Source organism: Cobetia sp. PDI-23MA, assembly GCF_059507735.1.
In genome coordinates, this window is the sequence record NZ_CM183352.1 from 3,119,569 (window position 1) to 3,135,094 (window position 15,526).

General features: G+C 64.4%; 10 protein-coding genes. 9 read left to right on the top strand and 1 reads right to left on the bottom strand.

Going from position 1 to position 15,526, the window contains the following annotated elements:
- Window positions 1-2 precede the first annotated feature (2 nt).
- Complete coding sequence (locus AC5WNJ_RS13250; protein WP_495929907.1) at window positions 3-1,040, top strand: LacI family DNA-binding transcriptional regulator; 1,038 nt, start codon at window positions 3-5, stop codon at window positions 1,038-1,040.
- 64 nt (window positions 1,041-1,104) lie between these two features.
- Here the strand turns inward: AC5WNJ_RS13250 and AC5WNJ_RS13255 are convergent, their stop codons facing one another.
- Window positions 1,105-1,689, bottom strand: coding sequence for a gluconokinase (locus AC5WNJ_RS13255; RefSeq protein ID WP_306424427.1), 585 nt, complete (start codon window positions 1,687-1,689; stop codon window positions 1,105-1,107).
- Window positions 1,690-1,983: 294 nt separating this feature from the next.
- Between AC5WNJ_RS13255 and AC5WNJ_RS13260 the strand changes: the two genes are divergently transcribed.
- The 8 genes from AC5WNJ_RS13260 to betT all read left to right on the top strand — a co-directional run bounded on the left by AC5WNJ_RS13260 (window position 1,984) and on the right by betT (window position 15,490).
- Entirely contained in the window at window positions 1,984-3,342 is a 1,359-nt protein-coding gene (locus tag AC5WNJ_RS13260) for a GntT/GntP/DsdX family permease (protein WP_176677802.1), read from the top strand.
- Between the two features lie 346 nt (window positions 3,343-3,688).
- Window positions 3,689-5,113: an efflux RND transporter periplasmic adaptor subunit gene (locus tag AC5WNJ_RS13265; protein ID WP_495929908.1), complete on the top strand. Its 1,425-nt coding sequence runs from the start codon at window positions 3,689-3,691 to the stop codon at window positions 5,111-5,113.
- Window positions 5,110-8,235 (top strand): efflux RND transporter permease subunit, encoded by a 3,126-nt coding sequence (locus AC5WNJ_RS13270; RefSeq protein WP_495929909.1) that lies wholly within the window; start codon window positions 5,110-5,112, stop codon window positions 8,233-8,235. Before AC5WNJ_RS13265 ends, AC5WNJ_RS13270 begins: the two co-directional genes overlap by 4 nt.
- Window positions 8,232-9,650 (top strand): ATP-binding protein, encoded by a 1,419-nt coding sequence (locus AC5WNJ_RS13275; RefSeq protein ID WP_495929910.1) that lies wholly within the window; start codon window positions 8,232-8,234, stop codon window positions 9,648-9,650. Before AC5WNJ_RS13270 ends, AC5WNJ_RS13275 begins: the two co-directional genes overlap by 4 nt.
- Before the next feature lie 33 nt (window positions 9,651-9,683).
- The gene (locus AC5WNJ_RS13280) at window positions 9,684-10,427 is read left to right on the top strand and encodes a response regulator (RefSeq protein WP_176677805.1); all 744 of its coding nucleotides are present in this window, start codon (window positions 9,684-9,686) and stop codon (window positions 10,425-10,427) included.
- 198 nt (window positions 10,428-10,625) lie between these two features.
- Window positions 10,626-11,021: a hypothetical protein gene (locus AC5WNJ_RS13285; protein ID WP_176677806.1), complete on the top strand. Its 396-nt coding sequence runs from the start codon at window positions 10,626-10,628 to the stop codon at window positions 11,019-11,021.
- Window positions 11,022-11,282: 261 nt separating this feature from the next.
- Entirely contained in the window at window positions 11,283-12,455 is a 1,173-nt protein-coding gene (locus AC5WNJ_RS13290; RefSeq protein WP_176677807.1) for a hypothetical protein, read from the top strand.
- A 995-nt stretch (window positions 12,456-13,450) separates the two neighbouring features.
- A complete protein-coding gene (gene betT / locus AC5WNJ_RS13295; RefSeq protein WP_495929911.1) occupies window positions 13,451-15,490 on the top strand; it encodes a choline BCCT transporter BetT in 2,040 nt (679 codons plus the stop codon).
- Window positions 15,491-15,526: the final 36 nt, after the last annotated feature.

The following is a 15,526-nucleotide window of genomic DNA, read 5'->3' on the forward strand; positions in this document are numbered from 1 at the left end:
CCATGCCCTCTCAGCCACACAAAGCTTCCCGCCTCAAGCGCGTCACCCTGGCCGATATCGCCGCCCGACTGGGCGTCACCAAGGTCACGGTGTCGCGCGCGCTCAATCAGCCCGAGAAGGTGTCCGCCGCGATGTGCGAACGCGTCACCGAGTGCGCTCGCGAGCTGGGTTACATGCCCAATCGTCAGGCCGGCAGCCTCGCCAGCGGTCACTCGCGGCTGATCGCGCTGCTGATTCCTTCGCTCTCCAACGCCGTGTTCTCGGAGCTGCATCGCGGCCTGGAAGCCCCGCTGGCCGCCGCGGGCTATCAGCTGCTGATTGGCCATACCGGCTATTCGATGCAGGAAGAGGAGCGCCTGATCGAGACCTGGCTCTCCTTCGGTATCGACGGGCTGGTGCTGTGCGGCAGTCGCCATAGCCCGCGTACCCGCGAGATGATCGCGCGCTCGGGCTGTGCGGTGGTGGAGTGCATGGAGAAGCGCGAGACGCCGCTCGACATGGCGGTGGGACTGGACCAGCACGCCGCCGGCCGTGCGATGACCGAGGCCATGATCGCCCTGGGCCATCGTCATATCGGCTTTCTTGGCGCGCGCATGGACCGCCGCGTCGAACAGCGCCTGGGCGGCTGGCGCGCGGCACTGGAGGCCGCCGGCCTGTCGCAGCAGGCGCTGTTGACCACCGATGCGCCCTCCAGCGTGCGCATGGGCGGCGAGCTGCTCGACGAGATGCTGACCCGCTGGCCCGAGACCCAGGCCGTGTTCTGCTGCAATGACGACCTGGCGGCCGGCGGGCTGTTCGAGTGTCAGCGCCGCGGCCTGTCAGTGCCCGACCAGCTGGCGCTGGCCGGCTTCAACGGCCTGGAGATGACCCGCGGCACTTGGCCGCCGCTGGCCAGCGTGGTCACGCCACGCCGCGAGATCGGCGAGCGCGCCGCCGCCCTGCTGCTGGCGCGCTTGAGCGGTGATCTCGACGCCACGCCCCACGGCCTGTGGGAAGACCTGGGCTTCAGCCTGCAGACTGGCGGTAGCCTGTCCTCGTGATACTTTGTCCTCGTAATAAGTGGCAGCAACCTGTCGCCGTGAGACGTCCGGCGAGCGACTAGCGCTATGGCGCGTCGAGGACCTGCTGACAGACACTCTCGACCAGCGCCTGCGGTGTGGCGCTGATGTCGAGGGTGTGAATGCGCCCTTCATCGTCGCCGGGCACCTCGAGCGTCGCCAGCTGATTGTCGAGCATGTCAGCGCCCTTGAAGAAATGATCGGTCCGCGCCTCGAGGCGTTCCAGCAGCAGCTCGCGCGTGCCTTCGAGGAACACGAAGCCCAGCGCGGGGTCCCCGCCACGCAGTTGATCCCGATAGCGTCGCTTCAAGGACGAGCAGGCCAGTACCAGACTGCGCCCGTCGCGACGCGCCGCCTCGATCAGCTCCGTCAGACGGGCCAGCCAGCCGTGGCGATCATCGTCATCCAGGGGGATGCCGCGCGCCATCTTGGCCACGTTGGCCTCACCGTGATAATCGTCGCCATCGATGAACTGCGCGCCCAGGCACGCCGCCAGCTGCTGCCCGACGTGTGACTTGCCACAGCCCGACACCCCCATGACCACCAGACGCACGCCACCCTGAGCGGCCAGAGCCTCTGACCTGGTCGGCATCGACGCGACCGCTGATGCTCCTTCTGCCTGCTGCTGCATGAAAACCCTCTCCCCCTTGAATGAAAACGATGGCCCACCAGCGTACCCGATGTTGCCGATCAATCCCTTGTCAGGCGCCTCGGGACGGCTGTCGCGCACTGAGCGACTGCCCGTTGGCGGACAGCCAGCTGCCGGACGCGACAGACTTTTGTCCCTCATGCACCTTTCGGATCATTGCGTAAGCGTTAATGTTACCGGTAACTTTCATCCTGCACGACCCACGACGCCTCACACAATACGCCTTTGGGCAATGGCCGATGATCACGCCGTTGCCAGCCGCAAGAGTTCGCCATCATGTCCCCAGATAGCACCCTCGTCCTTGCCGCCCTCGGCGGCATTCTGCTGCTGCTTTACCTCGTCATGCGCCTGCGCCTGCATGCCTTCGTTGCCCTGCTGGTGGTGAGTCTGGGGGTCGGACTGGCCACCGGCATGCAGCCCGACGCCATCATCGATTCCGTCACCAACGGCATGGGCAACACCCTGGGCTTCGTTGCCACCGTGGTCGGACTCGGCGCGATGTTCGGCAAGATGCTGGAAGTGTCCGGCGGTGTCGATCGCATGGCCAACACCCTGCTGGGGCGATTCGGCACCTCACGCTCGCAATGGGCGTTGGCGCTGACCGGCTTTCTGGTCGCGATTCCGGTGTTCCTGGATGTCGCCTTCATCATCCTGGTGCCGCTGGTCTACGCGTTGGCACGCCGCAGCGGCCGCTCGCTGCTCTATTACGGCATCCCGCTGCTGGCCGGCCTTGCCGTGACGCACTCCTTCATTCCGCCGACCCCGGGGCCGATCGCGGTCGCCAAGCTGATCGGTGCCGATCTCGGCTACGTCATCCTGTTCGGGGCGCTGTGTGGCCTGCCGGCGATGATCGTCGCGGGGCCGATCTTCGGTCGCTTCATCGCGGCGCGCATCGACGCCAGGATCCCGGATTACATGGAAAATACCGGCGGTGTGATGAGCGATGAAGAGGTCAATCAGCGCGCCCCGGGCTTCGGTCTGATCCTGTCCATCGTGCTGCTGCCGCTGGCGCTGATCGTGCTCAATACCGTCTCGGGCTTCCTGTTCGGTGACGACAGTCCGCTGGTCGGCTGGCTGGGCTTCCTCGGTCACCCGTTCGTGGCGCTGAGTCTGGCCACCCTGATGGCCTTCACCCTGCTGGGTACACGGCGTGGCATGACGCGCGAACAGGTGATGGAAGTCGCCACCAAGGCGCTCGAACCCGCCGGCATCATCATCCTGGTCACCGGGGCGGGCGGCGTCTTCAAGCAGATGCTGATCGATTCCGGGGTCGGTGACGTGCTCGGCAACCTGATGGCCGACAGCAACCTGCCGCCTATCCTGCTTGCCTTCCTGATCGCCACCGCCGTGCGTGTCATCCAGGGCTCGGCCACCGTGGCGATGATCACCGCCGCCGGCCTGATGGCGCCGGTGATCGATACGCTGGCGCTGTCCGGCCCGGTACTGGGGCTGGTGGTGATCGCCATCGCCAGTGGCGCCACCGTGCTCAGTCACGTCAATGACTCCGGCTTCTGGCTGGTCAGCCGCTACTTCGGCCTCACCGAGAAGGAAACACTCAAGAGCTGGACGGTGATGGAGACCCTGATCGGCGTGATCGGCGTCTGCATGGCACTGCTGATCGGCCTGTTCATCTAGGTTATCCAGTTCAACTATTTCAACTACTGAACCTGGTCTGCCCGCGCGGTTCAGCCAGGCTGATAGAGCGATTCACCCGTCAGAGACGCCGCCCGCCAGGCGCACTCGTGAAAAGCTGCCACTTCATGTGGCAGCTTTTTTGTGGGGCGCCAATCACGCAATGGCAGATTGCGTCTGTTGCACGCTATTTCCCATTTTGGCATTGCGCCTGAATGGCATCATGCGATCATCCACCCATTCGTCTGCCTTTCATGGCCATGATCCATCGCCCGCTCTGACCGACGCCAAAGCGACTGGCCAGAAGACGGCTGCGCATCAGGCCAGTCACTTTTCGTTCGGAGTCCGCATGGACCATAGCCCTGAGACGCCAGCCTCGTCTTCCGCATCGCCCGCCCCTGACGGCCGCCCCGCACCCTCCTCGCGGCGCCTGATCTGGATGCGCCTGCTGGCGCTGATCATTCTCGCGCTGGCGATCGCGCTGGCCGCCTGGTGGATGAATCATCGCCCCGGTGCGCCGAAGCGTGCCCCCAGCGAGGCGCCTGCCCCCACGGTCGAGGTAGTGACGGTCAGCCACGCTGCCAACGCCCCGACGCTTGAGGGCTTCGGTCGCGTGATCGCCGATCGTCAGACCACGGTCTCCACGCGCGTCAGCGGCCAGCTGGCGCCCTTCCCCGAAGGCATCGAGGCCGGCCGCGAAGTCCGCAAGAACCAGCTGCTGGCCAGTCTCGATCAACTGGATTATCAGCTGGCACTGCGTCAGGCCGAGGCAGATCTCGCCACGGCAGAAGCCAGCCTCGCCTCTGAAAAGGGCGAGCAGATCCGCGCCGCCTCGGAATACAAGACCTTCGGTCGCAATCTGCCGGCGGCCCAGAAAGCGCTAGTCCTGCGCGAGCCTCAGCTCAAGTCGGCCCAGGCCGCCGTGGAAAGCGCCCGCGCCAGCCGCGATCAGGCCAAGCTCAATCTGGCCCGCACCGAGATTCGCGCCCCCTACGACGGCCTGATCAGCGAGCGTCTGGTCGGCGAAGGCAGCGATCTCAACGCCTTCACCGACCTGTTGACGCTGGTGGCCACCGACCGCTTCTGGGTGCGCCTCAATCTGCCGCAGGCCGACATGGAGTGGCTCTCGACCCACGCCCGTGATGGCCAGGGCACGCCGGTACTGCTCTCGAGCAAGGCCTGGCCGGATGGCCAGCATCGCCGTGGCGAAGTGTGGAGCGTGCTGCCGTCGCTGGAAGACAACGGCCTGCTGACCCAGGTGATGGTGGCGGTGGAAGACCCGCTGGCGCTCAATGTCTCTGGAGAGGCGCGCGCCAGCACCCCGGCACTGCGCATCGGCGATGTGGTCGAGGCGACCCTGACGCCCCAGCGCACCGCCTCGCTGATCGAACTGCCGATCAGTGCGCTGCGCAGCGGCCAGCAGGTCTGGGTGCTGACGCAGGACGGGCACCTCGAGAAGCGCTCGGTAGGCGTGCGCCATCTGGGCAATGACACCCTGCTGGTCGCCGACGGTCTGGTGGACGGCGAGCGCGTCATCACAAGCTCCCTGAGCAGCGTCGAAGCCGGCATGGCACTGCGCGCACGCGGCGATGCGCCGACGCCGACCGCCCAAGCGAACGATGCCAAAGCGGCTGACGACAGGACGACGGCTGGCGACAAGAGCACCGCGACAGTTGAGAAGGACACGGCGACTGTCGACAAGAGCGCCACGGTTGCCGATCAAAACACCGCAGCTGCCGACAAGAACGCCACGACCACCGGAAGTGACTCATGACGGCACAGTCGCGCCTCAAGGGCCCCATCCGCTGGATGCACGATCACGGCGTCGCCGCCAACCTGCTGATGCTGTGTCTGATTCTCGGCGGCCTGCTGATGTCCAGTCAGATCAAGAAGGAGGTATTCCCCTCCTTCGAGCTCGAGATCATCAACGTCAGCGTCAGCTATTCCGGCGCCACGCCGGATGAGGTCTCCGAAAGCCTGTTGCAGGCAATGGAGTCCGCGGTACAGGACGTGGAGGGCATCGAGGAGATCACCGCCACCGCCGAGGAAGGCCTTGGCTCGCTGTCCATCGAGCTGCAAGACGGCGTCGAGACCATGCGCGCCTATCAGGACATCCAGCAGGCCATCGACAGCATCACCACCCTGCCCGATGAATCCGACCCGCCCGTCTACTCGCTGGCGGGCCGCTCGCGCAGCGTGATGGAGCTCAAGCTGCATGGCCAGACCGATGACCAGACCCTGCGCAATGTCGCCGAGCGTCTGCGCCTGAGCCTGCTGGACAGCGATGACATCACCAAGGTGGAGCTGACCGGCATCCGTGACCGCGAGGTGCATGTCGCGCTGGAGGAAGGCGCGCTGCGTCGCTACGGCCTGTCGCATCAGGATATCGCCGGCCTGATCGGCAATCAGGCGCTCAACCTGGCCGGGGGCAGTCTCGATACCCAGCAGGGCGAATACCTGGTGCGCTATGAGGCGCGTCGCGACGGCGCCGCCGAGTTCGCGCAGCTGCCGGTGATCTCCAGCCAGGAAGGCAATGTCGTGCGTCTGGGCGATATCGCCACCGTCACCGACGGCTTCGCTGACAGCGACAAGGAAGTGCTCTACGACGGCGAACCGGCGATTGGTCTCGATATCTATCAGGTCGGCTCCCAGACACCCAACGAGCTGTCCGCCGCGACCATGGCGATGCTGCCGCAATTGACCGCCAGCCTGCCGCGCGGGCTGACGCTGAGCGTCGAGGACGATGACTCGCTGATCTACCAGGACCGCCTGGAACTGCTGCTCAAGAATGCCTGGATGGGGCTGGTGCTTGTGTTGGTGCTGCTGGGGCTGTTCCTCGAGGCGCGTCTCGCCTTCTGGGTCACGCTGGGCATCCCCACCGCCTTCCTGGGCGCGATGCTGTTCCTGCCGCTGGTCGGCGTGTCCATCAACATGATCTCGATGTTCGCCTTCATCATCGCGCTGGGCATCGTGGTCGATGACGCCATCATCGTCGGCGAGAACATCCACTCGCATCGCGAGCGCGGCGCCAGCATGCGCGAAGCCGCCATTCTCGGCGCGCGCGAGATCGCGGTGCCGCTGGCATTCTCGATCCTGTCCAACATCGTGGCCTTCATTCCGCTGCTGTTCCTGCCCGGTTTCCTCGGGCTGGTATTCGGCATCATCCCGCTGGTGGTGATCAGCATCTTCGCGCTGAGCTGGATCGAGGCGATCTTCATCCTGCCCGCGCACCTGGGCCACACCAGCGAGAAACCGATACGCTGGCTGGCACCGCTGGACCGCGTGCGCCATGGTGTCCAGCACGGGCTGGAGCGTTTCACGCGTCGCCGCTTCCAGCCCTTCCTCGAAGGGTGCCTGAACTATCGTGGCCTGACCGCCGTCTGCGGTCTGGCGCTGCTGGTGCTGGCGATGGCCTGGATGGCCAGTGGCCGCCTCGGCTTCTCGCTGATGCCGCGTGTCGAGTCCAACCGTGCCGGCGTCACCGCCAACCTGCCGGTGGGCAGCCCGATCAGCCAGGACCGCGAGGTACGCACCCTGCTGCTGGACGCGCTGGAGCGGGTTCGTGAGCGCGACGACGCCCCCGCGATCTACTCCACCAGCGCCGAGATCGAAGGCAACTCGCTGAGCATCATCGCCAATCTGGACACCACGGTAGAGGACAACTGGTCGCCCTCGCAGCTGATCAAGGCCTGGCGTGAGGAAGCCGGCACCATCGCCAATACCGAGTCGCTGCTGTTCGAATCCGATATCGGCGGGCCGGGACGCGGCGCGGGCCTCACCATCCGCCTCTCCTCGTCTGACAGTGGCGCGCTGATGGCCGCCGCCGAGTCGCTGGCGACGTCGCTTGAGGATTACAGCTCGCTGTCGGACATCGACAGCGGCCTGGATGACGGCAAGCGCGAGCTCTATCTGCAGCTCAATGCCTACGGTCGCTCGCTGGGACTGGATGGCGCCACCCTGGCCAACCAGCTGCGTGGGCCGCTGTCCGGCGCCACCGCCCTCAAGCAACAGCAGGGCCGCAATGAGGTCGAGGTCAAGGTGCTGCTGCCCGAAGACCAGCGCGCGAGCCTCGCCCAGCTGGAGAACTTCGGCGTGCAGACCGCCAACGGTGTCAGTGTGCCGCTGGGGCTGGTGGCCGATATCGAGCAGGGACGCGCCGCGTCCAGCATCCTGCGCATCAACGGGCGCCGCGTGATCGAGGTCACCGCCAACGTGACCCCGTCCGACGCGGTCAGTCAGGTGATCACCAGTCTGGAAAGCGATGTCTACCCTCAGCTGAAGCGCCAGTATCCGAGCCTGAGCATCGGCTATGGCGGGCGTCAGGAAGAGACCGCCGACAACCTGGGGTCACTGCAGGTGTCGTTGCTGCTGACGCTGGCAGCCCTCTATCTACTGCTGGCGCTGCCGTTCAGAAGCTATCTGCAACCGCTGCTGGTGATGACGGCGATTCCCTTCGGCCTGATCGGCGCAGTCATCGGCCATCAGCTGATGGGCTATGGTCTGTCGGTGATCAGCCTGATGGGCATGCTGGCGCTGTCGGGCATCGTCATCAACGACGCCCTGGTGCTGATCGACTACGCCAATCGCCAGCGTCTGGCCGGTGCCACCGCGCGTGAGGCGATCATCATGGCGGCCACGCGGCGTCTGCGCCCCATCCTGCTGACGACGCTGACCACCTTCTTCGGCCTGGCGCCGATGATCTTCGAGACCTCGCGCCAGGCGCGCTTCATGATCCCGATGGCGGTCTCCATCGGCTTCGGCATCCTGTTCGCGACGGTGATCCTGCTGATTCTGGTGCCCTCGCTCTACCTGTTGCTGGAAGACCTGCAGCACAACCTGCGACGCCTGCTGGGGCTGCCGCCCCGCACCCCGCGTCATGAGGAGCAGCCATCATGATGCCCGCCGTCACCGCCTGGCGCTCACGGCTGTCCGTGAGGCTGTTCGTGATCCTGCTGCTGACCAATGTCGTGATCGGCGGCAGCATCTACATGTTCATCTCCCACAGCATGGACAGAGGGTTCGCGGAGTATCTGGAGCAGACCCAGCAGGAGCGCATCGAGCTGATCTCGTCCGATCTGGTCAGCGCCTACGCCGCGGAAGGCAACTGGGACTGGATGAAGAGCCGGCGCAACTGGGGACGCATCGTGCACTCCCAGGCGCCGCCGGACAGATTCGATCTGCCGCCGGGCGCCAACATGAATCGCCCCCAGGACTACATGCTGCGCGATACCCGCGGCCAGCGCCTCAATGGGCCGCCGCGCCCCATCCCCGGCATGCAGTTCAAGGACCTGATACTGGACGGCGAGAAGATCGGCGAGCTGGGCTACCTGCCGGTGAGTGAATTCCTGCGCCGCGGCAAGGACCAGTATCTGGAGCGTCAATCGCGCAATCTGGCGACCATCATCCTGTCCTCCACCTTCGCCTCGCTGCTGGCAGCGGCCGGGATCGCCTGGTGGCTGGGCCATCGGGTGCGTGACCTCGCCAGTGGCGCCAGCCGTCTGTCGAGTGGCGACTATGCCACCCGCCTGCCGGTGCGTGGGCGAGATGAGCTGTCGCGGCTGGCCGGCGACTTCAATGCGCTGGCGCAGACGCTGGAGACCAACCGCGATTCGCGCCAGCGCTGGGTGAGTGATATCTCCCATGAGCTGCGCACGCCGCTGGCGGTGCTAAAGGGCGAGATAGAGGCCATGCAGGACGGTATCCGCCCGATGAGCCAGGACAGCCTCGGCTCGCTGGAGCAGGAGGTGGATGCCCTAAACCGCCTGGTGTCGGATCTGCGCCTGCTGGCCCAGAGCGACGCCGGCACACTGGAAGCCTGGCGAGAGCCGCTGGAGCTGGATGCCCAGCTCAGCGATAGCCTGGACGACCTGCGCGGCTGGCTGGAAGACAGCGGCATCCAGCTGGAGACCGACATCCAGCTGCCACTGCGCGTGCAGGGCGACATGCAGCGCCTGCATCAGCTGTGGAGTAACCTGGCCAGCAACACCCGCGCCTACACCGACTCGCCCGGCAACTTGAAGGTCAGCCTGCTGCGCGAGGCTGCCTCACCCGGGGATGGCGCCGGTCACCCCGGCTGGGCGGTCGTGCGCTGGGAAGACTCGAGCCCCGGCGTGCCAGAAGCCGAGCTCGCCCACCTCACCGAGCGCCTGTATCGGGTCGAGAACTCGCGCAATCGCTCCAGCGGGGGTTCAGGCCTGGGCCTATCGATCGCCAGCGCGCTGGTCAGTGCCCATGATGGCGAGCTGGTACCGGGGCAGTCATCGCTGGGCGGACTGCGATGGGACATTCGCCTGCCTCTACTGTCTACTTGAAACAGACATTTTCCTCTGCAAGGACTCTTGACCATGAGCGACGTTTACGCCGACACCCCTGACGCCCGGGCCGAGACCCAGAAACCGCTGATTCTGGTGGTGGAAGACGAGCCCAAGATCGCCAGCTTGCTGTGCGATTATCTGGACGGCAGCGGATATCGCACCCGGCATGTCGACGACGGCAACGCCGTCATCGCGGCGGTCAATGACGAGACACCCGCCCTGGTATTGCTGGACCTCATGCTGCCGGGTACCGACGGCCTGACCCTGTGCCGCCAGCTGCGGGCCGAGGACAACCTGCTGCCCATCGTGATGCTGACCGCGCGGGTCGAGGAAGTGGACCGCCTGCTGGGGCTGGAACTGGGCGCCGATGACTATATCTGCAAACCCTTCAGCCCGCGTGAGGTGGTGGCGCGCATCAAGGCCGTGCTACGTCGCAGCCAGGCGCTCGATCAGACCCTCTCGCAGACCTCCGACAAGGGCCAGCTGGTGCTCAATGAGGAAGGCTGGCAGGCACTGGCCGATGGCAGTGACCTGGGCCTGACCGCCGTCGAGTTCCAGCTGCTCAAGGTGATGATGCAGTCGCCGGGGCGCATCTTCTCCCGCGATCAGCTGATGGACCACATGTACCGCGACCACCGCATCGTCTCCGAGCGCACGGTGGATTCCCACGTCAAGAAGCTGCGTCGCAAGATCGCCAATGTCTGGCCGGAGCGCGACGTGATTCGCTCCATCTATGGGGTCGGCTACAAGTTCGAGCCTGACGTGCTGGACTGACCCCCGCCTCACGCAGGCACCGAAACCTTTCAGAAACATGACAACCGCCGTCTGTGACCACAGACGGCGGTTGCGTTTTTGTTGCACCCACGGTGCGAACTTGCTGTCCAACTGCGACGGATACTGTCATCACTGCCCAAGCGAAAGCCATTTACTGCTGCTCAAGCGCGGGTCTACGCCACAAGTGAGGTATTCGTCATGTCCCACAGTCCTGCCCGTCGTGCTCTTTCCCGCACTCGCCTGATCGGTGCCGGCATACTGAGCGTCATGCTGATGGCATCACCGCTGAGCGTGACCAGTGCCAGCGCCGCCGATGTCTCGCTGAACGTGCTGCTGGATGGCATCAGCCTGAACGTCAGTCAGCGTGCCACCCTCGACCAGCAATATCGGCATTATCTCCAGCAACGTCAGGCCGCAGAGAGCCATCACGACGCCAAGGCGCTTGCCAAGGCGCGCGCGGCCTATCTGGCCAATGTCGATCGCATCCTGAACGGCCATCAGACCCAACGCTTCCACCAGCAGTTCGACCGCCACTATCCGGCGAAGGCCCAGGCGAACGCCAAGGTGGCGAAGAAGCGCCACCACAGCGGCTGACGGCCAGCGCGTCTGAGCGCCACGGGTTGAACCCTGGCACCATCACCTTGATCAGGGACTCAGTCTCCACAGGGGGCTGTCTCTAAAGGATTCAGACCACAAGATCACGCTGCACAAAGACCACGCAGCAAGCCGTTGCATGTTCCGCCGAAGCGCGTTGCACGCAACCCCATGAAACCTTGCACAATGCCGGCACATTCACTGCTGATAATGCTCTTATCGCTTGATTCCGGCCCTTTACCTAGACACTCGGAGTACGCCATGAACCGCATTTCTCGCAAGCTCATCGTTTCCGGTCTGCTGACCGCCCTGGCGCTGCCGATGACCGCCATGGCCTCAAGCAACGACAAGCACCATGACGGCGCCGACCGCAAGGAAGGCCTCGACAGGATTCTCGCCAGCTGGCATCTCAGCGATGAACAGCAGCAACAGCTCGACGCACTCAAGCAACAGCAGAGGGAAAGCCGCAAGCAGCTCAAGGAGCAGAAGTTCGACTCCCGCGAAGCGCGCCGCGACGCCATCCAGGCACAGCGTGAAGAACACAAGGCCGCCCTGGCTGAGATTCTCGACGAGAATCAGGTCAAGGTGCTCGAAGCCTATTGGGCTGCCGGCAAGCCGATGCACGGCAAGCACATGGACAAGCATGACGGCAAAGGTCACGGCGAAGGCAAGCATGCCGACGAGCATGGCGGTGAGCGTGGCGGCAAGCACATGGCCGGTGAGCGTGGCCGTCAGCACATGGCCGAGGACGGCAAGCAGCGCATGCAGCTGATGGGTGCCCTGTTCGACAGCTGGGACCTGGATGATGACCAGCGCAGCGCCCTCAAGGACTCCTTCAAGTCCATGCGCGACGACATGGAGTCACTCAAGAAGAAGGACTTCGACTCACGTGAAGCGCGCAAGGCCGCCTTCGAGGAACTGCGCAAGACCCAGCATGATCGTCTAGCCAAGGTGCTGGATGACGAGCAGATCAAGGTGCTGGACCTGATGCACCAGCGTGACAAGCGCGGTCCGAAGATGGCCGACCGTCAGCAGCGCGAAGGCATGAAGGCGCTGCTGGCCAGCTGGAACCTGAGCGATGACCAGATGCAGGCGCTCAAGGAAGTCCGCAAGGAAATGCGCGACGAGATGCATGACAGCATGAAAGAGATGCACGACGACATGCGTGATGTCATGCAGGACGCCGACACCAGGCAGGAGCGTGTCGCCGCCCGCCAGGAAATGCGCAAGGAAATGAAGGAGCAGCGCCTGGAGCTGCGTGAGGAAGGCCGCGAGAAACTCGCCGATGTGCTGTCCGCCGAGCAGCTCGATGCGCTGGAAGCTTTCATGGCAAATGGCATGCGCCATCACGCTGGCAAGCATCATGGCGGCATGAAGGGCGGCGACATGCAGCGCGGCCCGATGCATGACGCCGACCAGTCTGAAGATGCCTGAGTCAGGCCATCACCCGAGCAGCTGAACGCCGGCTGATCGACGCTCCGGCGAGCTAAGAACCGAGCGATCGCATCCCGGACGGTCGCGCCCCGAACGATCGCGTCCCGGACACAGCCATTCAACTGCCCTGCTGACGTCACTTTCGCCGCCCCGGCCACGATTCTGTGGTCGGGGCGGCGTCGTTGTGTCCTTTTACCGACAGCGATTTTCCAGAGCACGACACCGCGCCTGAGAGGCTCTGCCATCGGGTCTCGCGGCGATCTGACCGCGACGCGAGGATAAACGAAAGCGACAGTTGCACTGCCTTTTTCCCCAAAGGGGGGTTATATTTTTATTGAACAATCAATTAAAATAATTCTGCAACGCTTTGAGCATTACACGGCGTGATGATGTGAGTCGCGTTTTCCTGACTGCTGAGCTCCCCTCCGCTGCCGATCTCGACCGGTGGCAGCAAGACGGGATGCCTGCAACCGTCACAGGAAAGCGGACCCGGTAGATGCCGACGAGACTGACGCCTGCCATCCCGGCAACTTCAAGGGAACAGGTGATGGCGACCGCCACGGACTCGCGAGTAGACACCGGAGTCACCCGCCCTTCGCGAGAAGGCGGGTGACGTCCAGGGACGCCGAGTAGACGTTCGAAGTGATGAGAGCAGCACGATGAAGGCACAGCGCTCCCCTGCGCTCGACCCGCCATCGTTCTTCTGCGGCCATGCTGGCCTGTAGGGAAAGGACCGCAGCACCGCGGTGCACGCGCCCGGCGTCTCTCATGAATTGCCCACCGGCATTTCTTGCTTGCTGCCCAGCGATGCCCCTGCAATCGCATCGCCACGGCAGTCGACACTGCCGCTGCTGCAAGCTCCGCCCCGTGCGTGAGCTGAGCACGGCCCGTGCCGTTCGTGTCCGTCTTTTCCTGCTCGCCACCCGTACTTCCTGCGGCTGACGGGCAGCTAAGCACCACGCACGAGTGAAACTTCCCCTGATAAGGAGTTGCTCATGCAGAAACCTGCTTCCGCCGAGAACGCCACGCCGTCCTCGAGTCGTATCAACCCGACGGTCTTCTACGGATCGATCATCGGTATCCTCGCTTTCCTGGCCTTCGCGATGCTGTTCACCGAACAGGCCGACGCCTGGATCGGCAGCGCCCTGGGCTGGACCATCGATACCTTCGGCTGGTTCTACATGCTGGCCATCGTCGCCTATCTGGTCTTCGGGGTACTGATCGCATGCTCGCGCTTCGGCCGCATTCGCCTCGGGCCGGATGATTCACGCCCGGAGTTCTCGCTGCTGTCCTGGTCGGCGATGCTGTTCGCGGCCGGTATCGGCATCGATATCCTGTTCTACTGCATCGCCGAACCGCTGTCCCACTACGTGGCACCGGTGACCGGTGACCCAGAGACCCAAGCGGCAATCCGCAACGCCATGGTGGAAACCTTCTTCCACTGGGGCCTCTCCGGCTGGGGCATCTACGTGCTCGCCGGCATGTCACTGGCCTACTTCAGCTATCGTCACCGCCTGCCGCTGGCGATCCGCTCGGCCTTCTACCCGCTGCTCGGCAACCGCATCAATGGCCCGATCGGCAACACCGTGGACATCTTCGCGATCATCTCCACCGTGTTCGGCATCGCCACCTCGCTGGGCATCGGCGTCATCCAGCTCAACTACGGCCTCAAGTTCATGCTCGGCGTGCCCGAGAACCTCGCCGTCCAGGCCGCGCTGATCCTCGGCGTGATGGTGCTGGCGACCATTTCCGTGATCACCGGTGTCGAGAAAGGCATCCGCATGCTGTCCGAGTTCAACATGCTGCTGGCCACCGCGCTGCTGATCTTCGTGCTCGCGGTCAGCGATACCTCACAGCTGCTCAACGCCCTGGTGCTCAACATCGGTGACTACATCACCCAGTTCACCGCCAAGAGCTTCGATACCTACGCCTACACGCCGGGTACCGATGAGTGGATGAGCGGCTGGACGCTGTTCTTCTGGGGCTGGTGGATCGCCTGGACCCCGTTCGTCGGCCTGTTCCTCGCACGCATCTCGCGTGGCCGTACCATCCGCGAGTTCGTGTTCGGCGCACTGCTGATTCCGCTGAGCTTCATGATGGTGTGGATGAGTGTGTTCGGTAATTCCGCCATCGACATGGTCGCCAATCAGGACGTCGCGGCACTCGCCACCGAAGCCCTGAATGCACCACAGAACACCATCTACACCTTCCTGGAGCAGCTGCCCTACTCCACCATCACCACCGCCGTGGTGGCGATTCTGGGTATCGTGTTCTTCGTGACCTCCGCCGACTCCGGCGCCCTGGTGCTGGCCAACTTCACCTCCATCCTCAAGGACGTGAATCACGACGCACCGATCTGGCTGCGCGTCTTCTGGTCCGCCATCATCGGCCTGCTGACGCTGGCGCTGTTGATGGTCGGGGGACTGAGCGCGCTGCAGAGCGCCGTGGTGATCACCGCCGTGCCCTTCTCCATCGTGCTGATCTTCATGATGATCGGCATGTACAAGGCGCTGATGATCGAAGATCGCAAGGAGAGCGTGCGTCAGGACAACCGCTACGTCTACGAAGGTGTCGACTGGCATGAGCGTCTGGACCACGTGCTCGACTTCGCCCAGAGCGGCAGTTCCGAGGCGACCCTCAAGCGCTCCATCTGCCCGGCCCTCAACCAGCTGGCCGAGGAGCTCAATCGTCGCGGTCAGGTCTCCAGCGTCACCGAAGAGACGCTGGAAGATGAGCCGCTGCCCCGCGTGACGCTGGAAGTCGAGTTCGAGGATGCCTCCAACTTCGTCTACCAGGTGCGTGCGGTGCGCCAGCAGACGCCGAGCTTCATCGACGCCAATGATGACTACTACCTGCGTCTTGAGGTCCACCTCTCCGAAGGTGGCAGCGGCCAGGAGCTCAACGGCCTGTCGCGTGCCCAAGTGCTCGACGAAGTCGTCACCGCCTACCAGCAGCATCTGGCCTTCGTGCGCCACGATACGGTCAATGAAGCGCCGGCGATGCCGGGCGTGATCGGCAAGTCCGAACTGGACTGAGCCGTCGCTGAGCGCCTGCGCTCGGCCTGCAATGCA

Excerpts from the sequence above, each read along its gene's own strand:
- AC5WNJ_RS13280 (WP_176677805.1), top strand. The coding sequence starts at position 9,684 with ATGAGCGACGTTTACGCCGACACCCCTGACGCCCGGGCCGAGACCCAG.
- AC5WNJ_RS13275 (WP_495929910.1), top strand. The coding sequence starts at position 8,232 with ATGATGCCCGCCGTCACCGCCTGGCGCTCACGGCTGTCCGTGAGGCTG.
- AC5WNJ_RS13260 (WP_176677802.1), top strand. The coding sequence starts at position 1,984 with ATGTCCCCAGATAGCACCCTCGTCCTTGCCGCCCTCGGCGGCATTCTG.
- betT (WP_495929911.1), top strand. The coding sequence starts at position 13,451 with ATGCAGAAACCTGCTTCCGCCGAGAACGCCACGCCGTCCTCGAGTCGT.
- AC5WNJ_RS13255 (WP_306424427.1), bottom strand. The coding sequence starts at position 1,689 with ATGCAGCAGCAGGCAGAAGGAGCATCAGCGGTCGCGTCGATGCCGACC.
- AC5WNJ_RS13270 (WP_495929909.1), top strand. The coding sequence starts at position 5,110 with ATGACGGCACAGTCGCGCCTCAAGGGCCCCATCCGCTGGATGCACGAT.
- AC5WNJ_RS13250 (WP_495929907.1), top strand. The coding sequence starts at position 3 with ATGCCCTCTCAGCCACACAAAGCTTCCCGCCTCAAGCGCGTCACCCTG.
- AC5WNJ_RS13290 (WP_176677807.1), top strand. The coding sequence starts at position 11,283 with ATGAACCGCATTTCTCGCAAGCTCATCGTTTCCGGTCTGCTGACCGCC.
- AC5WNJ_RS13265 (WP_495929908.1), top strand. The coding sequence starts at position 3,689 with ATGGACCATAGCCCTGAGACGCCAGCCTCGTCTTCCGCATCGCCCGCC.
- AC5WNJ_RS13285 (WP_176677806.1), top strand. The coding sequence starts at position 10,626 with ATGTCCCACAGTCCTGCCCGTCGTGCTCTTTCCCGCACTCGCCTGATC.